The organism is Flavobacterium sp. CG_9.1 (genome assembly GCF_015751645.1).
GTDB lineage: Bacteria > Bacteroidota > Bacteroidia > Flavobacteriales > Flavobacteriaceae > Flavobacterium > Flavobacterium xanthum.
Genome location: NZ_JADOVC010000006.1, coordinates 130842 through 155238, shown reverse-complemented (window position 1 = coordinate 155238; position 24397 = coordinate 130842). Strand labels below are relative to the sequence as shown.

At 34.7% G+C, this 24397-nt stretch carries 18 protein-coding genes; 5 read left to right on the top strand and 13 right to left on the bottom strand.

Annotated features, from left to right (window positions below; translation table 11 throughout):
- A complete protein-coding gene (gene gltB / locus IWX83_RS05300) occupies positions 1-4518 on the bottom strand; it encodes a glutamate synthase large subunit (RefSeq protein ID WP_196828149.1) in 4518 nt (1505 codons plus the stop codon).
- Between the two features lie 427 nt (positions 4519-4945).
- Here gltB and sucC point away from each other — a divergent pair, with 427 nt between their 5' ends.
- On the top strand, positions 4946-6139 hold the full coding sequence (gene sucC, locus IWX83_RS05295) for an ADP-forming succinate--CoA ligase subunit beta (RefSeq protein WP_073354336.1): 1194 nt from the start codon (positions 4946-4948) through the stop codon (positions 6137-6139).
- Between the two features lie 169 nt (positions 6140-6308).
- Entirely contained in the window at positions 6309-7874 is a 1566-nt protein-coding gene (locus IWX83_RS05290; RefSeq protein WP_196828147.1) for a YdiU family protein, read from the top strand.
- Positions 7875-7916: 42 nt separating this feature from the next.
- Here the strand turns inward: IWX83_RS05290 and IWX83_RS05285 are convergent, their stop codons facing one another.
- From IWX83_RS05285 to IWX83_RS05260, 6 genes are all read right to left on the bottom strand, one after another.
- On the bottom strand, positions 7917-8438 hold the full coding sequence (locus IWX83_RS05285; protein ID WP_196828145.1) for a hypothetical protein: 522 nt from the start codon (positions 8436-8438) through the stop codon (positions 7917-7919).
- Positions 8439-8516: 78 nt separating this feature from the next.
- Complete coding sequence (locus IWX83_RS05280) at positions 8517-9173, bottom strand: oxidoreductase (RefSeq protein WP_196828143.1); 657 nt, start codon at positions 9171-9173, stop codon at positions 8517-8519.
- A gap of 2 nt (positions 9174-9175) precedes the next feature.
- The gene (locus IWX83_RS05275; protein ID WP_073207685.1) at positions 9176-9643 is read right to left on the bottom strand and encodes a DUF1456 family protein; all 468 of its coding nucleotides are present in this window, start codon (positions 9641-9643) and stop codon (positions 9176-9178) included.
- Between the two features lie 58 nt (positions 9644-9701).
- A complete protein-coding gene (locus IWX83_RS05270) occupies positions 9702-10733 on the bottom strand; it encodes an aminotransferase class I/II-fold pyridoxal phosphate-dependent enzyme (protein WP_196828141.1) in 1032 nt (343 codons plus the stop codon).
- Positions 10734-10739: 6 nt separating this feature from the next.
- The gene (locus tag IWX83_RS05265; protein WP_196828139.1) at positions 10740-11750 is read right to left on the bottom strand and encodes a dipeptide epimerase; all 1011 of its coding nucleotides are present in this window, start codon (positions 11748-11750) and stop codon (positions 10740-10742) included.
- A gap of 48 nt (positions 11751-11798) precedes the next feature.
- The gene (locus tag IWX83_RS05260; RefSeq protein ID WP_196828137.1) at positions 11799-12617 is read right to left on the bottom strand and encodes an alpha/beta hydrolase; all 819 of its coding nucleotides are present in this window, start codon (positions 12615-12617) and stop codon (positions 11799-11801) included.
- A 56-nt stretch (positions 12618-12673) separates the two neighbouring features.
- Between IWX83_RS05260 and IWX83_RS05255 the strand changes: the two genes are divergently transcribed.
- Positions 12674-13066, top strand: a complete 393-nt coding sequence (locus tag IWX83_RS05255; protein ID WP_196828135.1) for an excinuclease ABC subunit B — start codon at positions 12674-12676, stop codon at positions 13064-13066.
- A 51-nt stretch (positions 13067-13117) separates the two neighbouring features.
- On the opposite strand, the gene IWX83_RS05250 is transcribed toward IWX83_RS05255, so the two are convergent.
- From IWX83_RS05250 to rlmF, 6 genes are all read right to left on the bottom strand, one after another.
- On the bottom strand, positions 13118-14344 hold the full coding sequence (locus IWX83_RS05250; RefSeq protein WP_196828133.1) for a hypothetical protein: 1227 nt from the start codon (positions 14342-14344) through the stop codon (positions 13118-13120).
- A gap of 166 nt (positions 14345-14510) precedes the next feature.
- The gene (uvrB, locus tag IWX83_RS05245) at positions 14511-16502 is read right to left on the bottom strand and encodes an excinuclease ABC subunit UvrB (RefSeq protein ID WP_231379828.1); all 1992 of its coding nucleotides are present in this window, start codon (positions 16500-16502) and stop codon (positions 14511-14513) included.
- 124 nt (positions 16503-16626) lie between these two features.
- Complete coding sequence (locus tag IWX83_RS05240) at positions 16627-19662, bottom strand: TonB-dependent receptor domain-containing protein (protein ID WP_196828165.1); 3036 nt, start codon at positions 19660-19662, stop codon at positions 16627-16629.
- Between the two features lie 540 nt (positions 19663-20202).
- Positions 20203-21312: a FecR family protein gene (locus IWX83_RS05235; RefSeq protein ID WP_196828131.1), complete on the bottom strand. Its 1110-nt coding sequence runs from the start codon at positions 21310-21312 to the stop codon at positions 20203-20205.
- 88 nt (positions 21313-21400) lie between these two features.
- Entirely contained in the window at positions 21401-22012 is a 612-nt protein-coding gene (locus IWX83_RS05230; RefSeq protein WP_196828129.1) for an RNA polymerase sigma factor, read from the bottom strand.
- Between the two features lie 405 nt (positions 22013-22417).
- Complete coding sequence (gene rlmF / locus IWX83_RS05225; RefSeq protein WP_196828127.1) at positions 22418-23377, bottom strand: 23S rRNA (adenine(1618)-N(6))-methyltransferase RlmF; 960 nt, start codon at positions 23375-23377, stop codon at positions 22418-22420.
- A gap of 252 nt (positions 23378-23629) precedes the next feature.
- Between rlmF and IWX83_RS05220 the strand changes: the two genes are divergently transcribed.
- Both IWX83_RS05220 and IWX83_RS05215 read left to right on the top strand, forming a co-directional pair.
- Positions 23630-23842, top strand: a complete 213-nt coding sequence (locus IWX83_RS05220) for an alpha/beta fold hydrolase (RefSeq protein WP_196828125.1) — start codon at positions 23630-23632, stop codon at positions 23840-23842.
- Positions 23843-24307, top strand: a complete 465-nt coding sequence (locus IWX83_RS05215; protein WP_196828123.1) for an alpha/beta fold hydrolase — start codon at positions 23843-23845, stop codon at positions 24305-24307.
- Positions 24308-24397: the final 90 nt, after the last annotated feature.

Genomic DNA, 24397 nt, shown 5'->3' with positions numbered 1-24397 from the left:
CTATAGTGCTAGTAGTTCTTCAATTTGTTTTTCTTCGGCTAAACGTTGTAATGCTTTTTTGTAATCTGTTGGCATTACTTTGACAAAATGTCCGCGTTCGTTTTCCCAATCTTCTAGAATCCTTTTTGCCAAAGGGCTGTTGGTGTACATAGAATGATTTTTTATCAAACGTCTCAGTTTTGTAAAATCTTCTTCTTCCAATGTTTCAAAAGCGACCATTTCCATATTGCATAATGTAGCGTCGAATTTTTTATTTGGATCAAAAACATAAGCAATACCACCGCTCATTCCAGCTGCAAAATTTCTTCCCGTTTTTCCTAAAACTACGACAGTTCCTCCGGTCATATATTCGCATCCATGATCTCCAATTCCTTCTACAACGGCTGTTGCTCCAGAATTTCTAACACAAAAACGTTCTCCAGCCATACCATTTATATACGCTTCACCAGTAATTGCTCCATAAAGTGCTACGTTACCAATGATGATATTTTCTTCTGGTTTGAAAGTTGCAGTAGGAGGAACTTTGATTATCAATTTACCACCTGAAAGCCCTTTTCCTAAATAATCATTACAGTTTCCATGTATCTTTAAGGATAAACCATTTGTTGCAAAGGCACCAAAACTTTGTCCTGCGGATCCTGTAAAATCCACTAATATAGTGTCCTCAGGTAAACCTTGAGCGCCATATATTTTTGAAATTTCATTACTCAATATAGCACCAACGGAACGATCCGTGTTTTTAATATCAAACGTAACTCTAGTTTTTTCTTTTCTATAAATAGAAGGAATAGCTGCTTTTATAATTTCAAAATCAAGAACATGTTCTAAAGCATGGTCTTGTGTAGTCGTATTGTGATTTGGAACTTCTTTGGCTTTTTCTGGTTTGTATAAAATAGCAGACAAATCTAATCCACTTGCTTTATAATGCTTGATAGCTTTATTGACATTCAATTTTTGAGATTGTCCTACCATTTCTTTTAATGTTCTAAATCCAAGTTGTGCCATGATTTCTCTCAACTCCTCAGCAATAAAATACATGAAGTTGATGATGTGTTCCGGTGTTCCTTTGAAATTTTTTCTCAATTCAGGATCTTGTGTTGCAATACCAACTGGACATGTATTCAAATGACAGGCTCTCATCATAATACATCCTGACGCTACTAAAGGAGCGGTTGCAAAACCAAATTCTTCAGCTCCAAGTAAGGCAGCAATAGCGACATCACGACCCGTTTTCAATTGTCCGTCACATTCTAAAACTACGCGACTTCTCAAATCATTTAAGATCAAGGTCTGTTGTGCTTCGGCAAGTCCAAGTTCCCAAGGAATACCAGTGTGTTGTAGTGAAGTTAATGGTGCTGCTCCAGTTCCTCCATCGTATCCAGAAATCAAAATCACGTCAGCTTTTGCTTTAGCAACACCGGCAGCGATTGTTCCAACACCTACTTCAGAAACTAATTTTACATTAATTCTAGCTTCACGATTGGCATTTTTTAAATCAAAAATTAACTGTGATAAATCTTCAATAGAATAAATATCGTGGTGTGGTGGCGGTGAAATTAATCCAACATAAGGCGTTGAATTTCTCACTTCGGCAATCCAAGGCACTACTTTTTCACCGGGTAATTGTCCACCTTCTCCCGGTTTTGCACCTTGAGCCATTTTTATCTGAATCTCTTTGGCATTGGTTAAATAGTTGATAGAAACCCCAAATCTTCCTGAAGCAACTTGCTTAATCGCACTATTTCTGGAATCTCCATTTAAGTCTTTTTGGAAACGTTTTGGATCTTCTCCACCTTCTCCAGAATTACTTTTTCCACCAATTCTGTTCATGGCAATCGCCAGATTTTCATGGGCTTCCTGGCTAATAGATCCATAAGACATGGCGCCAGTCTTGAATTTCTTTACTATTTCGGTCCAAGGCTCTACTTCGTCAATAGAAATTGGGTCTAAGTTGTTGAATTCAAATAAACCTCTAATAGTCATTAAGTTTTCGCTTTGATCATTGACCATTTTAGCATATTCCTTATAACTTTCAGGACTGTTTAAACGTACAGCTTGTTGTAATTTAGAAATCGTCGTTGGATTAAACATGTGTTTTTCTCCTGATCTTCTCCATCTGTAAATTCCTCCAATCTCTAATGGCAATAAATTGCTGACTTTTGAATTTGGAAATGCTTTTTGGTATCGTTTCTTGATTTCTTTTTCAACTTCCATTAAACCAATACCTTCAATTCGGGACGGTGTGTAAGGGAAATATTTAGAAGTGAATGTTTTGTTTAATCCTAAAATTTCAAAAATTTGTGCCGCTCTGTATGAATGTAAGGTAGAGATGCCAATTTTATTCATGATTTTCAGAATCCCTTTTGCGATAGCTTTATTATAATTTTTAATAGCATAATCCGCTTTTATACCAGTGATAAAACCTTCGTTTACTTGGTTATGAATAATTTCATTCACCATGTAAGGATTAATTGCACTTGCTCCGTAACCAAATAATAAGGCAAAATGGTGTGGCTCACGAGGTTCTGCAGATTCTATAATGATTCCAAATTTAGAACGAGATTTTAAAATATTCATAGAGTGATGAATATAAGAACAGGCCAAAAGCATTGGTATTGGAGCCATTTTTTCACTCACGCCTCTATCAGAAATGATAACAATATTACACCCTTCTGAAACTGCTTTAAAAGTGGCTTGAACTGCTCTTTCCAAAGCACGTTCTAATCCGTTTACTCCTTTTTCGATGTCATATAAAGTAGATATCGTTACTGATTTGAAATCAGCATGATCAATGTTTTTGACTTTATCTAAATCCTCATTTGAAATCACTGGATTTTGGATTTTTAATTTTTTACAATGCTTAGGCACAATGTCAAAAATATTATAATCCCCACCAATCGCTAAACTAATATCAGTAATTATTTCTTCACGAATACCATCCAATGGTGGATTGGTCACCTGAGCAAACAGTTGTTTGAAATAGTTGTATAAAAGCTGTGGCTGATCTGACAAAACTGCCAACGGAGTATCATTTCCCATAGAACTTAATGCTTCTGCACCTTGAGTTCCCATTGGGTTTATGATTGTTTTTAAATCCTCTAATGTGTAGCCAAAAAGTCTTTGTCTTGTTTCAAAATCAATATTTTCTACAGGAATTGGATTATCAGTGTATGGTATTTGAGCCAATTGTACTAAATTTTCATCCAACCATTGTTTGTAAGGACGTTTGGTAACAATCGCATTTTTGATTTCGTCATCTTCAATAATTCGGCCTTCGTTCATGTCCACCAAAAACATTTTTCCTGGTTCTAAACGACCGTGCTGAATCACATCTTCTGGCTTGATGTCAAGAACACCAATCTCTGAAGACATAATTACGAAACCACTTTTAGTCAATGTATATCGTGAAGGACGCAATCCATTTCTATCCAATAATGCACCAATAACGTTTCCGTCAGTAAAAGGAATAGAAGCTGGGCCATCCCAAGGTTCCATGATGCAAGCGTTGTATTCATAAAAGGCCTTTTTGTCGGCTGACATCGTTTGGTGTTTTTCCCAAGCTTCAGGAACGACCATCATCATTGCTTCCGGAAGAGAACGACCGGTCATCAATAACAGTTCAATTACCATATCCATTGAAGCCGAATCTGATTTTCCTTCTAAAATAATTGGGAATAATTTTTTGATATCATCACCAAAAACATCACTTTTCATCAATTCCTCACGAGCACGCATGCGACTAATATTACCACGAAGTGTATTGATTTCACCATTATGGCACATGTAACGAAAGGGCTGTGCTAATTCCCAAGATGGAAATGTATTGGTAGAAAAACGTTGGTGTACCAAAGCTAATCGGGTCACTAAGTCATCATCTAATAAATCAGTATAATACCTGCTGATGTCTTCCGGCATCAACAAACCTTTATATATTATAGTAGTAGTGGAGAAACTAGAAAAATAAAACATATGGCTTTCTGAAATTCTTGAATTTCGAATCGCATGTTCTGCTATTTTCCTCGCTGCAAATAATTTAGCATTAAATTGTTGTTCTGTAAGGTCTAATCCATTTTTACCTACAAATACTTGTTTAACGGTTGGTTCTTTCTCGCCGGCAATTCGGCCTAAATTTGATGCATCAACCGGAACATCTCTCCATCCTAATATTTCAAGATTTTGATCGCGTATCGAAGTTTCAAAAGTAGTTTTACAAAATACTACTTGGTTGGAACTTTTTGGCATAAAAACCATTCCTACGGCATACTCTTTAGTTTCCGGAATATTAAATTCGCAAACTTTCTTAAAAAAATCATGTGGGATATCAAATAATATTCCTGCTCCATCTCCAGTTCTGCCATCTGAACTCACTGCGCCCCGGTGTTCTAATTTGATTAGGATATCTAGTGCTTTGTGGATAATATCATTTGACTTAATTCCATTTAAATTACAAATGAATCCTGCTCCGCAATTGTCGTGTTCAAATTCGGGCAAATAAAGGCCTTGTTCTTTAACTCTCATGCTTACTATTTTTTTTATACAAAAATAAAGATTTCGTTGAATATAATTCATTGTTTGCGGGTTAACGATTCTATTTTTACAATAAAATTAGAAAAACGTTTCGTAAATGATAATAAAGTAAATTAAATAGATTGTATACGACAAATCAATAATTTAAATTCTTTTTAATGCAAAAAATAGTGTTATTACAATGAAATTAAAGGGCTAAGCAAGAATAATTCAATCGATGTAGTACCTTTTTATATTTAAAACGAAAACTATTTTCCTTTTTAAAAATGGATTAAAACTTAAATTTCAATTTTGAATTGTAATTTGATTTTTATTATCAGTTTTAAATATAAAAAGATTTCTCTATTAAGATGAATTTTGCTATTTTTGTCCCACTTTTATTCTGAAAGAAATTCAGAAGCCAGACAAATTCTATATTATGAACATACACGAATATCAAGGAAAAGAGATTTTAGCTAGCTACGGAGTTCGCATTCAACGCGGAATCGTTGCTAATAGCCCTGTAGAAGCGGTTGCTGCTGCAAAACAATTAACTGCCGAAACGGGTACAAGTTGGTATGTTGTAAAAGCCCAAGTTCATGCAGGTGGACGTGGAAAAGGTGGTGGAGTGAAACTTGCCAAAAATTTACAACAAGTTGAAGAGATTTCAGAGCAAATCATCGGAATGCAATTGATTACACCTCAAACTTCTGCTGAAGGTAAAAGAGTACACAAAGTTTTAATTGCTGAAGATGTGTATTATCCTGGCGAAAGTGAAACTTCTGAGTTTTATGTTTCTGTTTTATTGAATAGAGCTACAGGTCGTAACATGATTATGTATTCTACTGAAGGTGGAATGGATATTGAAGAAGTTGCTGAACATACTCCTCATTTAATTTTTACTGAAGAAGTAGATCCTTCTGTTGGATTACAAGGTTTTCAAGCAAGAAGAATTGCTTTTAACTTAGGTCTTTCTGGAAATGCTTTCAAAGAAATGGTGAAATTCATCGATTCTTTATACAATGCTTACATAGGATCTGATGCTTCGATGTTTGAAATCAACCCGGTTTTAAAAACATCTGACAATAAAATTATGGCTGTTGATGCTAAAGTAAATATCGATGATAATGCTTTATACAGACAAAAGAAATATGCTGACATGCGTGACATTCGTGAGGAGAACCCAATCGAAGTGGAAGCTAAAGAAGTAGGATTAAATTATGTAGATCTTGACGGTACTGTTGGATGTATGGTGAACGGAGCTGGTTTAGCGATGGCAACTATGGATTTAATCAAGTATGCTGGTTTTGAACCTGCTAACTTCCTTGACGTAGGTGGAACTGCTGATGCAAAACGTGTTGAAACTGCTTTCCGTATTATATTAAAAGATCCAAACGTAAAAGCTATTTTGATTAATATTTTTGGTGGAATCGTTCGTTGTGACCGTGTGGCACAAGGAGTTGTTGACGCTTACAAAAATATGGGTGATGCAATTAAAGTGCCAATCATTGTTCGTTTACAAGGTACAAATGCAGCTATTGCAAAAGAATTAATTGATAATTCAGGAATGCCAATTTTATCAGCAGTTGAATTTCAAGAAGCTGCAGATCAAGTAAAAGCAGCACTTTCTTAATTAGGAATAACGTTATATATTTTTTTGAAAATCCTGTTTGCTACTGCGAACAGGATTTTTTTTTTGCTGAAAATAAATTTTTAGATAGAACAAATCATAATAATAATTGAAAGTGTAAAGTTTTCTGGTTTACAACAATTATCTTTGTTCTTAACGTTTTTTAGTACTTATGAAACTTCAGACACAAAATAATTTCACTACCGAACTGCCTGCTGATCCCAACCAAACCAATGTTCCAAGACAGGTTCATCAATCCGCATTTTCGTTTGTAGTACCCAAAAAGCCAACCAATCCTTCACTGATTCATGCTTCAATAGACGTAGCAAATGCTATTGGTCTTTCTCAAGATGATATCCTTTCTACTGATTTTTTGAATACTTTTTCTGGAAGTATCATTTATCCTGGTACGAAACCGTATGCTATGCCTTATGCCGGACATCAATTTGGAAATTGGGCCGGACAATTAGGAGATGGTCGTGCCATTAATTTAACTGAAGTAGTTAATGATAATAAAACCTACACTTTACAACTAAAAGGAGCAGGACCAACACCATATTCGCGAACAGCAGATGGGTTTGCCGTTTTACGTTCTTCCATACGAGAGCATTTATGTGCTGAAGCAATGCATTATTTAGGCGTTCCTACTACGCGTTCGCTTTCACTAATGCTTTCTGGCGATCAAGTATTGCGGGATGTTTTGTATAAGGGAAATCCAGCATACGAAAAAGGCGCCATTGTTTGTAGAGTCGCTCCTTCATTTATTCGTTTTGGTAGTTTCGAATTATTCGCTTCTCGAGAAGATCACGATAATCTCAAACTACTGACAGATTTTACCATAAAACATCATTTTCCTCAGATTCAAAAAGAAGGTGTCGAAAAATATTTGGCCTTTTTTCAAGAAGTAACCCAAACGACACTCAACATGATTGTGCATTGGCAACGCGTTGGTTTTGTTCATGGCGTTATGAATACCGATAATATGTCCATTCACGGCATCACCATTGATTATGGACCTTACGGCTGGTTGGAAGACTACAATTCTGGCTGGACACCAAATACAACCGACAACCAACATAAAAGATACCGTTTTGGCAATCAACCAGAAATTGCGTTGTGGAATTTATACCAATTGGCAAATGCGTTGTATCCTTTGATAAATGATGCAAAGCCACTCGAAGCTATTTTAGAGGCGTATAGTACAGATTACGAAAAGGAGTATTTGAATATGATGCGAGATAAACTCGGGTTTCAAATCAAAAAAAATCAAGATGTAGTTTTGATTCAGAGTTTGACTCAATTGCTTGAAAAGGTAGAAACGGACATGACCATATTCTTTAGAAATCTGAGTAATGTATCCAAAGCTGATGCTGCAACAACCGCTTTCAACACCATAAAAGACGCTTTTTATAATGAAAAGGATTTAGATAAAACGATCTTGAAAGATTGGCATGATTGGTTTGAGAAGTACAGCATTCGAATCAATGAAGAAACACTTTCGGATTCCGAAAGAAAAAACCAAATGAATACAGTAAATCCAAAATATGTATTGCGAAATTACATGGCGCAATTGTCTATCGATGATGCCGATAAAGGGAATTATTCTCTACTCAACGAATTATTCGAAATTCTTAAAAATCCATATGAAGAACAACCGAATTTTCAAAAATGGTTTGCCAAAAGACCGGATTGGGCCAGAGATAAAGTAGGATGTTCGATGTTAAGTTGTAGTTCTTAAAGTTGCATTTATAACAGTAATAAATAAGATGAAGAATAGAGTTTATTTTACACCAATTCCCTCTTGACCTCTTAGCAATATCTTGTTTTTATTATCTAAATTCTCTTTAGTTTTTCCCAAGATGTTAATGATGTTAAATTTTGTATCACTTTTTCTAAAATTATAAAAAGCCTCTGAATTGGTAACTTCAACTTCTAAAATATAGTTTCGGTCTAATTTAAAAGTGTCAATGTTGTCTTTTATAAATGCTCCATTAACCATATAAACAACATCATTACTTTTGATTTTGGTAAATTGAGATTTAATTTGTTCCAAGCTTATGAAATCATATTTCTTAGGGTTTTTAGACGTAATGTTAATCTGGCCACGATACAAAATACCATTTATAATTGAGTCTTTTTTGACAACATGTATAGATTCAATTTCATTTGGTTCGACGTATTCAATTGTATTGCTTGGAACTAAGTTTAAATCAATAAACACCGCAGGTTCTACAGTTTTATTATTTTGTCCAAAAAATAGGGTTGTAAAAAGTAGTATGGAGCAGGTTAGAATAAATTTCATATTTGAAGAGATAAATTTATTTAGATAAACTAAATATACAAAAAATCCTGAACTCTCATTCAGGATTTTGATAATGTATTAATTTCCAATTTCTTGAATCGCATCTGATTCGTATATTTTGAAACCTGTATCGTTTTTTTGCGCAATTTTCAAAAGTGCTTTGGCTACGGTTTTACCTTCAATTGGTTTGTATTTTTTTAAATTTCCAAGGAATAGAAAGGACAGTGTTTTCATGAAAAAGGCACCTACTTTTTCGCCCAATCTGAATTCAGTTCGATTTCCCAAAAGAAGCGAAGGTTGCAATATAGCAACGCTTTCAAAATCGCAATCCTTAAGGAAATCTTGAATTTCTCCTTTTGTTTTTAAATAGAAGTTTCCAGATTTCGCATCGGCACTAAGAGATGAAATAATTAGGAATTGTTTGACTTTATGTAGCAATGCAAAAGCGGCAAACTGGCGCGGATATTCAAAATCTACTTTTCTAAAAGCTTCTTTACTACCTGCTTTTTTGATTGTCGTGCCAATGGTACAAAAGAAATCATCACCTACAACTAATTCTTTATAGCTTTCTGGCTTGTCAAAATCAATAATGTGTTGTGTTAATTTAGGATGCTTTATTCCTGTATCTCTTTTTACGAAAGTGATTACTTTAGCGTAATGTGGACTTTCTAAAAGTAAATTTAATAGTTCTGAACCTATTAAACCGGTGCTACCAATAATCACAGCCGTTTCCACAGTTATGATTTTTTATTCTTACCGAAATTAAATTTCACTTTCTCCACTACTTGAACTTTTGAATTTCCTTTTGGATATTGTTTTTTAGAAGTGTTTTTTGTCGCAGGTCTTGATTTTGAGGGTGCTTCGTCACCTCTTGATTTTTCTTCGTCTCTTGGTTTTGCCTTAAACTCGGGTCTGTCTTTGGATCCTTCTTTTGCAGGAATTTGAGCTTTGTGTTTTGCTAAAACATCATTTGGGTTTTTTGGATTTTCTTTCGTTCCACGCAAATGAATTACCAATGCGTTTAGAAAGTTACGCAACACTTGGTCGCCACATTCCATGTAATTTTCATGTTTTTCATCACGGAAAAAAGCACCTAATTCTGATTTAGTGATTCTAAAATCTACTAATTCTAATATTTCAACTATTTGATCGTCACGTAACATTAAGGCTACACGAAGTTTTTTAAAGATATCGTTATTTGTCATCATATTCTAATTTTTTACAAAGGTACGGTTTAAAAGCAATTGGACCACAATTTTAGATTTAGAATTGGTTTTGGTTCAGAAGGTGAATTATAGTATCCAAATCTTCTTTTTTATGATTGGCAGTAATTACAATTCTGTTTAAATCCTTTGTGTCTGTGGGATATTTAAAATTGGTTATAATAATTTTATTTTCTGTAAAAACATCATTTATGCCTTCGATTTCCGGATAAATGAGTGGATAATTAGCATCAAAAAGAATGGCCTCATTTTTACTTAAATGAGTATCAATATAGTTTAAATTGTCTTTTAATTTTTGGTGCTGTTGTAAATAAATATGCTCCGCATCTGACATTGTCTGTACAAATGCAGCATTCATTCCGGCACTGGAAACAAAAGTATCGTGAGTTGCTACTAGATTGATAAATTCAGAATCACTAGCAATTACGCCTCCTGTCAATCCAAATGCTTTGCCCAAAGAGGACACCATGATTTTCCTTTTAACGTTGGGAAGATTAATGTTCGAATAAATCCCGCAACCATTCATACCCAAAATTCCAAGTGAATGTGATTCGTCAATAACTAAAGTGATTTCTTTATTGGACGGAATCAAATTCAGAATAGAAAGATCGATTGGTTGTACACGAAAGGAGGGAACCGAATCCGTCAAAACAGTAATTTTTTCAATTTCAGAATCGAGCAACCGAGGATTTATCTTTTCTCCAATAAAAAAAGGAAGACTGTTTTGCGATTTGATGGCAGTGTGCGTATCCGGAAAATGAAAAAAGCAATCGGTTTCAGGAGTTAATGCTTCAATAACTAATTTTCCTGCTAACATTCCGGAAGAAAGGGTGAGAGCAGCTTCTGCTTTGATGAAATTGGCCAAAAACCGTTCCCCATTTTCGTAGGCGGTCAGTTGAATGTTTGCACTTCGAGAACTTCCATACGCCGTTCCCCATTGCAAAATGTTTTTAATGAGCAGTTTTTTGAATTCAGGATGCGTTGGCAAACCCAAATAAGCCGTTCCTCCAAAATAAAGATATTCTTTATTTTCGATTTCAATTATTCGATCTGGAAATTGGTTGACTTTCATTTAAAACTACATTAAAGTTACACCAGTTCCGTTTAAGTCAGAATAGTTTATTTTTCCAAAATCGATTGTCACTCCAGTTGCAATATCTTCTGCCAAAAGCAATGCGCCGTCCATATCTACATAATCCAATTGTGGCAATAAATGCGCAATCGCAGAAATTCCTACAGTCGATTCGGTCATACAACCCACCATGGTTTTTAGACCTAATTTCTTGGCTTCCTGAATCATTCGTCTTCCGGGAGTTAATCCGCCACATTTTACCAACTTCACATTCACACCATGAAAATGGTTATGACATTTTGCTACATCTTCTTCGATAATACAACTTTCGTCGGCTATAATCGGTAAAACGGAATGTTTAAAAACTTCCTTGTGTCCTACCCAATTATCTGCTTTCAAGGGTTGTTCCAAGAATTCCACACCCAATTTTTTTAGTGCAACGGCATTGTTTATGGTTTCGTCCACGCTCCAGCCACAATTGGCATCGATTCTGAAAATAGCATCGGTATGTTTCCGAAGTTCAGTAACAATGGCTATATCTTCTTTGGTCCCTAACTTGATTTTATAAATCGGCCAAGGCAATTCCTTCATTTTAGCCACCATTTTTTCGATGGAAGCTATTCCAATTGTGTAATCGGTCAATGGATTTTTGTCAATGCTATAATTCCACAATTCGTACAGTTTCTTTCCTTTTTTACGCGCGTATAAATCATTGTATGCCATATCCAAAGCGCACAAAGCAAACATATCGTCTTTTAAGTAAGGATGGATTTTTGCCCAAAATGCTTCGGGTGTTTCCTCTGTAGTATTTTCGATTATGGTTCTAATTTTTTCTAAATCCTGCATCATCACAGGAACTGTTGTCTTGTAATATGGATTAGAAGTTGCTTCGCCACAACCAGAAAAACCATCACGTTGCAACTCCACAATCAAAGATGGCTGAACATCAATCGATTCTCTTGAAATCGTGAACGTATGTTTTAATTTGAGTTCGTATTCTCTTAATATTAGTTCCATTTGGGGTTTAATTTTACTATTTGTTGTGTTTATTTAAAGCAGAATTTTTTATAAACCGAGCCATAAAAAGGCATCGACAAAACCGTCGCGCCATAGTTTTTCATTGTGTTTTCCGTCTTTTACAATTGTTTTTTTATTTAAATTGAGGCAATAGCATCGATTAGAATTTATTAAATATTCCATTTTGTTCAAATCCGAAACCATGTCGTCACTTTCAGCATCGCCACACAGAAAATAAATTTTCGACTTTATTTTTTTTGATTTTTCAGTCAGCGTATAAATGTCTTTGGTAAACCAAAAGGAAGGCGAGAAAACACCTGCTTTTCCAAAAATTTCAGGATATTTTAAAACGGCATAATAGGAAGTCAAACCGCCAAGAGAACTTCCCATGATGATTGTATTTTTCTTTTTAGTTTTGGTTCGATAGGTTTTGTCGATTTGTGGCTTCAATGTTTTTACGATAAATTCTAAATAGTTATCTGCTTTTCCACCACCGTATTTTTCGTTTTTAAAAGGCGTTAATTCCTCCATTCGTTTCTCATTTCCATGTTCGATTCCTATCACAATAACCTGAGCTTTTAGGCTATCCAGTTTTTCATCTACATTCCATTCCCCGGAATAAGAAGTTTTTGCATCAAACAAGTTTTGAGCATCATGCATATAAATTACAGAGAAATTCTTTTTTGAGGTTGCATAATTTTCGGGTAAATACACCCAAATTTTCTTTATAGTTTGAAGTTGTGGCGCTTCAATAGTAAAAGTAGACACTTGTTTAGAAGCCGTAGTTTTCTTTATTTCTTCGCACTGAGCAGTAATTTTTGCTATCGTAAAAAAGAAAAGTAGGATTAGGAATTTTAGTCGATTCATTATTAGTTTTTGTGTTTTGATTTAAAAACAATATTTTAGCTAAAAATAATAATTTGATGAATACATTCGAACAAAAGAGGAGTTTACTTTTAGAAATGATTGCTTTTTCTACCGTTGACGGACATTTGCATAAAAGAGAATATGAATTTTTAGAAATTGTCGCCAAAGAACTGAGTTTTGACAGTACCGTTTTTAAAGATTTTTTTCATCAAGAATTACCTTTAATACCGATAAAAACTGAATTTCAACGGATTCAACAATTTTATAGATTGGCTTTATTGATGTATTGTGACGGAATTTTACATAAAAAAGAAGCTGTTGCGATTCAGCAAATAGCAATTGAAATGGGACTTAATCCAATAGCTACAAAACGCATTCTTAAATTGATGAATGAAGCGCCTAATGCAATTATAGATGCCGAAGTTTTATTAAATATTTTTCAGGAATAACATAATTAACCTTTGATTCTAGAGGAATTTGAGGATCTATATTTTTACTATTTAATTCTTAAAAGACATTTTCACACCAAAGCCTGTCTGTAAATCAGGCGCATTATCTAGCGTAAGGTCTTCTCTAATGTATATAAAATAAGAAAATTGTTTAACAGAATAGGTGCAGATAAAATTCCATGCATCAAGATTTTCATATAGGTGAGATAGTGTTTCCTGCCAATGCGATTTTACTCTCTCGCCAGTTAAAATGATATGATTAAAATCATTTTTATTATTGTAGGGTGTTTGAAAAGTATAATTGATCCCAAATGAAATAGTATTATTATTTTGAAGTTTTCTTTTATAATCAATAAGTCCTTCAAAACTGTATAGGAAGGAGCGATCGCTGAAGTTTACTCGATCTCCAAACTGGAATAATCGCTGTCTTAAAGCGCCTGCACTGATGCCTACAGTCAATATGTTTTTATCTTTAACTATCATTTTCTTGATAGCGGAAGAAGAAATACCAATGTCCATAACAGGATTGTATCTGGACATATTGATGCCGAAGTGGGCGCCAAAATTCATATAGATTCGATGTTTCTTATTCATTTCTAATTTTGGATAGTAGAAATAATTGATCTCCATTCCTGGAATTCGAAAATTACCATTGTTCATTGTTAGAAAGGTGTTGTTCTCGTCTTGATAGGATATTTTTGCTTTGTTTAAACCATAATACCGTCTCGAAAATGGATCTTCTCCTCCGGCAATAGTACTGTGAAACCATTCAATGGATTCATCAGAGGTAAATACTGAAAATGGATATTTTCCTCCGTCAAGGGAATACGAACGGATGCCAAAAGTAAGTTCGTGATTGACCGATAAAGGCAAGGAAAATGTAAATTTATAGGATCTAATGACACCGTCAGCAGTAAATGAGTTGGTTTGAGCAGGAACGGTGTTGAGGTCAAATTTGTATTCTCGGTCATGCCAAGGAAACTGTGCCGCATTTGCTCTATCAACTGGATTCGTTAAAGTATATGATTTAACATAAGGCAACATCACATTTCCGCTGGAAACTTCAAATGAGAAGGAGTATTTCTCTGGTGAACGCACTTTAAAATTATGATTTATTCGGGAAATGTACATTCCTAACGGGTGATTAGAAAGAATATTTGGTTTGATTAAATCAGTGCTGTTTTCTATTTCTGTGCGTATCAAATCCTGCTCCGAAGTTTGTCCTGAAGCACCTGAAATAAATCCTAAAAGAATTAAAATGTATGAATAGCATTTCATTTAAAATCGTAATTGATTGTATAACAATTAGATAATATTTCAGTTCAAATTTAAAACTTTTTAAATAATTTAAAAGCATTTCATGACAAAATAGTAGTACTTAAAGCCATCTAAATTTACGAAGTTATATTTTATATTTGTTTGCAATGATGTATTGCAGCGTTCGCTAGGCTAATTGACCTTGTAATCTCTTGATATCATCCCGTAATTTTGCCGCTTGCATAAAGTCTAAATCTTTTGCCGCTTTCTCCATTGATTTGCGTTTCTCTCTAATAATCTTCTCGATTTCCGGTTTGGACATATAAGTCGTTTCCGGTTCGGCAGCTGAGTTTAAGGTAAGTCCTAATTCATAATCTGCTAATGGATTTTTGGTAAAAGCACTCTCGATTTTTTTATTTAAAGCCATCGGAACCAAGTTGTGTTCTGTGTTGTAATTAATTTGTTTGGTTCTGCGGTAATTGGTTTCATCAATAGTTTTTTGCATGCTATTTGTGATTTTATCCGCATACATAATTGCTTTTCCATTAAGGTTTCTTGCCGCTCTACCAATGGTTTGCGTCAATGAACGGTGGCTTCTTAAAAAACCTTCTTTGTCTGCATCTAATATGGCGACCAAAGAAACTTCTGGTAAATCCAATCCTTCACGAAGCAAATTCACACCAATTAACACATCAAAAATTCCTTTTCGCAAATCTTGCATGATTTCTATTCGTTCTAAAGTATCTACTTCAGAGTGAATGTAACGACAACGAATATTAACTTTTGTTAAATATTTAGCGAGTTCTTCGGCCATTCTTTTGGTTAAAGTCGTCACCAAAACGCGTTCGTCAATTTCGGCTCGAACTTGAATTTCTTCAATTAAATCATCAATTTGGTTTAAACTTGGTCGGATTTCGATAATTGGATCTAGTAAACTTGTCGGGCGAATTACCTGCTCTACAACAACGCCTTCTGTTTTTTGTAACTCATAATCCGCTGGTGTTGCCGAAACATAAATTACTTGGTTTTGCATCGCTTCAAATTCTTCAAATTTCAAAGGACGGTTGTCCATTGCAGCTGGAAGTCGGAAACCGTATTCCACTAAATTTTCTTTACGGCTTCGGTCGCCGCCATACATAGCGCTAACTTGTGAAAGTGTCACGTGACTTTCATCGACCACCATTAAGTAATCTTTAGGGAAATAATCCAATAAACAAAAAGGTCTAGTTCCCGGTAAACGACCATCAAGATAACGGGAGTAATTCTCGATTCCAGAGCAATAACCCAATTCCCGAATCATTTCCAAATCAAAATTGGTGCGTTCTTCCAATCGTTTTGCTTCTAAAGGTTTGCCAATTTCCTTGAAATAATCAACTTGTTTTACCAAATCTTGCTGTATTTCCCAAATGGCGCCTTGCAACACGTCCGGTGAAGTCACAAACATATTAGCTGGATAAATAGTCAGTTTTTCAAATTTTTCAAGAACCTGAGAATTCTTGGTGTCAAAACTTTCAATTTCCTCAATTTCATCCCCAAAGAAATGAACTCTGTAAGCTTCATCTGCATAACTAGGATACACATCAACGGTGTCGCCTTTAATCCTGAAACTTCCAGGATTAAAATCGGCTTCTGTTCTGGAGTATAAACTTTGCACCAATTGATGCAATAATTTAGTTCGTGAAATGATTTGGCCTTTCTCTATTGGAATTAAGTTTTTCTGAAATTCTATTGGATTTCCAATACCGTACAAACACGAAACAGATGCGACTACCAAAATATCTCTTCGTCCGGAAAGTAATGAGGCAGTTGTTGACATTCTCATTTTTTCCAGTTCTTCATTGATAGATAAATCTTTTTCGATGAAAACGCCGGTTACGGGCATAAAAGCTTCAGGCTGGTAGTAATCGTAATAGGAAACGAAATATTCCACGGCATTATTCGGGAAGAATTGTTTGAACTCGGAGTATAATTGAGCCGCCAACGTTTTGTTGTGTGCCAAAACTAAAGTGGGTCTTTGTACTTCCTGAATGACATTAGCCACCGTAAATGTTTTCCCAGATCCAGTAACACCTAAAAGTGTTTGGAATTTATCGCCCTCAATAATTCCCTGAACTAATTTTTCAATCGCTTGGGGTTGGTCGCCTTTGGGTTGGTAATCGGATACTACTTGGAAATTCATCTGTATTTAGGGGCAAAGTTTTACAGGGGCAAAGGTACAAAGTTTGGCTTCTTTTTTTCCAAAGTTTAAGCCAAAAAAAAACCATTCGCGCAGGCGAATGGTTTTCAATATAAAATAGGGTTTTCTAGAAACTCAAGCTTAACCTAGCAAAAAGGAATCTTCCGTTTTGACCAAATTGAGAGGTGTTTCTTGAATATGCAAATTGATTTGCATTTGATAAGTCAATTGTGGATGGTGCAGCGTTGTAATCAATAGCTCCAGATACTAATCTAGGTCTGATTGCAGTTTGTGTACCAAGATTTGCATCAGGATAGATGTCAAAAATATTGTTAGCTCCAATTACAACTTTTGCAGCTCCAGTAATTTTAAAACCAACAGATAAGTCAGTGATTATTTTTGCGCCCCAGATTGGATGCTCTACTTCGACTGCTTGACCATTTATTATGGCTCCTTCAACTCTTCCATCTCCATTTACATCAGCCGTATTTGGATCAGTTACCTGTCCGAAGTAAACATTTCTCAAAAAGAAATCGAATTTTTTATAAGTAAAAGAGTTGGTTAAATTTCCTTTAACTCTAGGGATTGCTTCTTCTAAATAGATTCTGCTCATTTCAGAAAAATAACGGTTTATTTGACCATTAGCAACTAAAGTAGGCGATCCTTGTATAGCACCCACTTGTCTTGTTTGAGAAAAAGTAGTAGCTAAATCTGATTTGATTACTATAGCTCCTAAATTTAGTTTATGTGTTATAATGATATCAATACCTTTAGACTCGGTACTAATAGCATTGGCAAAAAAGGTAGCCGCATTTGCTCCAGCTAGATCAAATTGTAATTGAAGCTCTCTCTGTGGTGTTCCTGCAGCAAATGTTCCCGATGGACGAGAAAATTGATCCGTCAAAGTTACTCTGTCATCTATTCTTACAATATAAGCATCTGCTGTTAAAGTTAAATTTGCTTCTGGAATTTTAGCGGTAAAACCAATACTAGCACTTTTAGATTCTTCTTGTTTCAATTGCGGAATTCCAAGGGCTTTAGCTGCTGGAGAGTCATTACTAAATGTACTTACTTCAAATGGTACACCACCAACAAATTGAGTCGCTGTAGCGTTAAAATTGATTTGATGTAAAGAAGGAGCGCGAAAACCTGTGGAAACGGCACCACGCAAATTAATGTTGTCTGTTAGTTTATAACGACTGGCAACTTTAAAATTAGTAGTGTTTCCAAAATCAGAATAATTTTCAAAACGAACGGCTCCGTTCAACAACCATTTATCTGTAACATCATATTCAAGATCTCCATAAATAGCGGCACTGTTGCGTCCTTTATCAACTGCGTTTGCAGGTCTAAAACCCGGAAATACTTGGGAACCATTTCCTCTAATAGATCCAAAGAAATCAGTTACGATAAGATTAGCGGGTGTTACTCCTGGTAAAGCAACATCACCGTTTATATCATATAAATTATATGATTCAGGTTGTCCAGCATTGATGCTGTATTTTTCATTTCTGTATTCGGCGCCGAAAGCAACGTTCAAATCACCAAATTTTTGATTCATGTCAAAATTGGTTGTGTTTTGGCTAAATGCCAATCCACCTGCATCAAAAGTAGTTAGAGAATTTTCTCTCATGGAAGAATTGACGGTATTTTCAACACCATAATCAAAACTGTTTCTACCAAAAGTATTACTCAAATCAAAATTCCAATTACCAAAAATGGTACCTCGCAATCCTGCCGCTGCTGAAATGTCGTTAATTGTAGAATGGATTTCAGGTAAAAAACCATTTGGATACAAACCGGTATACGATCTAGATTGATTTGGTCTTCTGTAAAACCCAGCAGCTTCACCAGTTCTGTGGCTGTTCCCTCCAAAAGCATACAACTCTAATTGATCAGTTATAGGATAGGCAGCATTTACAAAGAATTGTGAGCTTTGAAGTGATGATTGACCTACTCGCATATTAAAATCATTACGAACTAAGCCTCTAGCAGCAAGTTCGTCCGAAGTTACATCAGCTCCTAATAAAGTTCTCATCCCAGATAAATTTCCTGCAGTAGCGGCACTTTGAATAGCTGTTTTTGTAGTTGCATCAAAATAACTTACTTGTTGTGCATACGTATTAATTGTGTTCAACAAACCGTTGTAAAAACCAGGGGTAGTGTTTAACGTATTCGCATACAAACTATTAATGTTAATACCTGCTATTCTAGCTCTTTCTTCAACAGCATTATATCGGTTGAATAAACTTCCTGTAACTTCTTTGGCACGACTTGTTTGGCCTCTCAATTGAGCGCTTGCCGTAACATTGATGAAACTTTTTTCCTTTCCTAAATTTGTTCCGTAGTTTAAGTCAATTTGAATGTTATTTCCATCATTTCCGCCAGTATGGTCGTTAGCATTTTTAGAAAAATGGCTTCCACCAAAAAGGTTTACTTCTAATTTTTTAGTGTCTTTTTTCATGTTGATGTTGATTACACCAGCAATAGCATCTGAGCCATATTGAGCTGAAGCTCCATCTCTTAATACTTCAATTTTTTCGATAGCAAAAGCGGGAATGGAATTTAAGTCGGTACCTACAGCTCCTCTACCAGGTGATCCATTGATGTTTACTAAAGAGGACGTATGACGTCGTTTTCCATTTAATAAAACTAAAACTTGGTCTGGTCCTAAACCTCTTAATTGTGCAGGGTCAATGTGATCTGTTCCATCAGCTACAGTGGTTGTATTAGATGTAAATGATGGCGCAACCATATTTAAAATCTGATTCAAATTCGTTTGAGCCCCTTGTGAAGCGATCTCTTTCATAGAAATCACATCAATAGGTACTGCAGATTCAGTGACTGTTCTGGTTGGATTTCTGGATCCGATTACGACAACATCTTGTAGTGTTTCGCCACTTCCCATTAAAGTAACGTTTAATGTAGTTCCGGTTACCTTCAGTGATTTAGTTTCTAATCCTACATAAGAAAATTGTAAAACGTCTCCAATTTCAGCGCTGATGGTATACGTTCCATCGATATCTGTTGTTGTTCCTTTTGTAGTTCCTTTTACGATAATTGTCACGCCAGGTAACGATTCTCCTTTTTCATCCACTACACGACCTTTGATAATCTCAGCAGTTGTATTTTGATTTAAAGTAGAGAAATATTCAGCATTCATTCCGGTGTTAGCAATACCTTCTTTTTGTAAAATAATTTGATTACTTACTTCGGTATAATTCATTTTTAATGGTTTCAAAATGCGAGTCAATACACTGGATAATGCTTCATTATTAGCATAAACACTCACTTTTTGATTCAATTGTGACATTCTCGAATTGTACGAAAATTTTACATGTGCCAATTTCTCAAGTTTTGACAAAGCAGTATCTAAGTTCAAATCGGTCACGGTAATAGTTACCTTTGTGTCCAGCTTTTTTTGACCTCTGATATTATTCGCAAATGTTATACTTGAAAATACAAGGGCTAAAACAAATTGAAATAAGGTTATTTTCATAATTCGAATTAGTAGTCGTTGTTTGAAGACGGTTTTTTTCATAATTTTGGTCTGTTTTTATTAATATTCGTTAGTTAGGGTATTGGTAGAACAAAGCAATTACTCTTTACAGAGAGTGAATTGATTTTAGTTAAGGCGTCGAGAATGTTACAGCATTTTCGGCGCTTTTTGTATTATATATTTTTATTCATAGGCAAGTTACTATTAATTACATCCATCGGATATAATACTAATTTGGTTACCATTCATTTCATAACTCGTATTGTTTCCAAGGCTTTTGCAAATAATTTTAAGCTTTTCAGGTAAAGGTTGATCTGTTAAAGATGTTGTCAGATAACAGTCTTTTAATTTGGATTGAGGAAAATCAATTTTCACTAAGTAGGCTTGTTCAATTGTTTTTAAAATTTGTGACACAGGAATATCGGTGAATTCAAATCCTAATTGCTCAATATTACTCTTCGAATTAATTAATAATTCATCTTGTGTAATATCAGTAATCTTTTTAAAACTTAAGTTTTTTCGAACGAATCGCAGTGCTTGATTGGGCAATAAAACAATCAGCTCGTCTTTTGAATTTGAGATTAATTCATTCGATCTTACTTTTACTTTTCCAGTCCGAACCACAACTTCTACATTTGGTTGATTAGCGTATGCTTTTATTTTGAAACTGGTTCCGACTACTTTTGTAACGATTTCATTCGCAAATACAAAAAATGGCTTTTTAGGATCTTTGCTAATTTCGAAAAAGCCTTCACCGGACAGGTACACTTTTCGTTCATTACCCGCAAATATTTTAGGATAACTTAATTTGCTGTTGGGTTGTAATAAAACAGAACTGCCATCGGATAATGTTATGATTTGTGGTTTGTCTGAATTATTCGTTTGCTCCACTAAGCCTTCTTCATTTTCATTGATAAGTTCGCTATAAGTTAGTGCGGAATCATTATCACTGTTGGTTTGATTGTACAACCATCCGGTTAAAAGGCTTAAAATCAAAACAGCCGCAACTCCGTTAAACCATCTTTTTCTCAAAAGCTTAAGAACTGGTTTTTCCTTTTTATTTTCTTCTACTCTTTCAATTTTTTTCCAAGTAGCTTCCAATGCATTTTGCACTTCATCCTTAGTTAAATTATCATTAGGCGCTTTCATTGCTAACAACCATAATCGAGCCTCTTCAACTAATTTAGCACGATTGGAATTTTCTAAGGTCCATTCTTCCCATTGGCGTTGATCATCATTGAAATGCACCCATAATCGGAATGATTCATCAGCTAAAAAGTGTTCTATTTCGGTATAATTAGTACGGTGTTGCATCAAAAAAAGGGTTACATTTAAATAGAGGACCTTTTTTTTAATTGATACTCACTAAATAGTGTTTTTTTTTAAATTATTTTTTCGAAGATTAAAATGTGAGCGAAACAAGCATTAAAATGCAGCAGATGTTTCCTTTCCAATCTTTGCGTAAGCTTAACAAAGCGCGGTGCAAAAGATTGTTTGCCGATTGATAATTAATATCCAATGTATCGGCAATTTGGTCTACGGTTAGTTCTTGTGTATAACGAAGGTATAAGGCTTCTTTTTGTCGAGAAGGCAAATCATTTATCAAATGATTGAGATGTGACACTTTAGAAGCTGTCGTTTCCTCTGAGATAAGTTCATGTTCAATTGAAAAATCAAATAAAAATTCTACCGTATCTATAGAACTGCTAAGGCGAAAAATCCGATCCCTTTCTTGTGATCTAGTTATACGCTTGCGAACACAGGCTAATAAATAGGCTTTTACAACCACTTTATCACTCAATTTGTCTCTATAAATCCAAATGTCAGTAAAAACATCTTGAACACAGTCTTGCACTTTTTCTGGAAAGGGAATAAAAGAATTTCCATAGCGTACTAAATGTGCATAATGTCTTTTGAAAAGTATGGAAAAAGCATTTTCATTCCCTTCTTTTAGACTGTTCCAAAGTGTGGAATCATCAAGTATTTCGGTGTGTGACAGTTGCTTTTTTACCATTTAGTTTAAATTAGAACATTGACTTTAAACACAAAAAATAATCTGAAAAAGAATAATTAATTTAGCTTTTTTAGTTTAAAAAGTTTAGTTTTCAGTTGCCTTTTTAATGCGTTGTAAAAGAAATTTCTTTATAATTAATTAAAGATTTCTTTATCAAATCTACGTAAAATTATGTTAAAATGATCTTTTACTCTTGAAAGTAGCAAGAAATACAACTATTTATGAATAACAGTATTTTTTTTTCGGTAAAGTAATTTTTTAGAAGTATAATTATCGATTTACTAATAGAAGTTTTTTAAGTGCTTCATTTTAAATCCATAATAGGAAGAAGTATAGGTACAGATTGATTTTCCAGACTATCAAGAATGATTGTTGGGATTGATTGCTTAAACTAAATAGGAGTTTTTATTCGAACTTCCAGGCTTTTTGTTGTGCTTCACTCAGGAAAGTCCAAGCTATTATTCGGCTTGTTTTTTGGCCTTGAGCCATATCAATTGTTTTAATTTCGACTGCACTTACTTTGTTTAGTGTTTTGTAAAGACTGGAAAGATTTTCTTTTTTAGATACCAAAGTGGTGAACCATAAACACTGCATCGGATATTTTGCACTTTCGTAAATCATTTGGGTCACGAAACCTAATTCGCCGCCTTCACACCACAATTCAGCATTGTGACCTCCAAAATTTAAAACAGGTTTAGTTACTTTGCTCTCGGCACTTCGGGATTCTAAATTATTGATTTTTCGAACTGTGCTTTTCGTAGCTTCCTCTTGTGAGGCATGAAAAGGAGGATTGCAAATGGTAAACGTAAATCGGTCTTCGGGAGTGATTATATTTTTAAAAATAAAACGAGATTCCGTTTGCTGTTGTAAACTAATGGCATCAATCAGTTTTGGATTTTCTTCAATGATGGCGCTACAATTTTCAATTGCTTTCAAATCGATATCGGTTCCTACAAAACTCCATCCATACGCTGAATTACCAATTATTGGATAAATGCAATTGGCACCTACACCAATGTCTAAACCTTGAACGGTTTCTCCTTCAGGAATGATTCCGTTGTTGCTGGAAGCTAATAAATCTGCTATATAATGAATGTAATCCGCTCTTCCTGGAATCGGTGGACAAAGATAATTTGCTGGAATATCCCAGTTTTGAATGTCGTAATGAGATAACAATAATGCTTTGTTAAGCGACTTTACTGCATCAGGATTACTAAAATCAATTGTCTCTATATTATGTTCATTTATAGAAACAAAAAGCTGCAATTCAGGAGATTTTTCTATTAATTGCTCAAAATTATATCCAAATCTATCCAGGTTTCTCGGATGTAAATTAGTTTTTTCGGTAATCGTTTTTGCTTTCATTTTCTATATTTCGGTGCAAAGATAGGCATAACTATTTTGTAAAAGTATAAAGACGACTTTGACCCATTAAACATATGAAAAATAAATCATAAAATCAGAACCTTGCGTATTTTTCGAAAACTAAAAACGGTTACTTTTATAAAAAATACAACTAGAATGACTTTTATGCCCGCTTCATTTCATTTCAAAAAGAGATACATAGTGTACAGTTTAATGTTTTTGTATATCGTAATATGTCAATCCTGTATGACGATGCGATATTCAGATAAGGAAACGACAAAATTTTTCGCTGGCTCTAAAACAGAATTTCAGGATAAAACAGTTGTTTTTGAAGGTTATAAAGTACATTATGTAGCAACTGGAAATGCGCAAAACCCAACTTTGTTTTTTATTCATGGGTCGCCTGGAAGTTGGAATGCTTTCAAAGAATATCTTCAGGATACTTTATTGCTCAAAAAATACTGAATGATTGCTATTGACCGTCCGGGTTTTGGATACAGTGATTTTGGTGAAGCTCAAAATTTAAAGGTACAGTCTCAAAGAATATCTGAATTCATCAAAAAAATCGATAATAAAAAGCCATTAATTTTAGTAGGGCATTCCGTTGGCGGACCTGTTGTGGCTCAGTTAGCCGTGGATAATCCGTCTTGGTACAAACGATTGGTGATATTGGCTGGATCATTGGACCCGAAAGCGGAGAACCCAGAAAAATGGAGAACGGTTATCAAGGCATCGCCTTTGCGGTATTTGATTCCTGGAGCATTACGCCCGTCCAATGATGAATTGTGGTGGTTGAAAAAGGATTTAGTTTATTTAGAACCAGAGCTGAAAAAAATCACTTGTGATGTCACCATTATTCATGGAACAAAAGATGCTTTGGTACCATACAGTAATGTTGCCTTTATGCAAAAAAAAGTTTACCAATGCTAAATCAATCGATACGATAACGATAGAGAAAGCCAATCATTTTATTCCTTGGAGTCATTATGAGATTGTGAGAAATGTATTGTTGGATATACA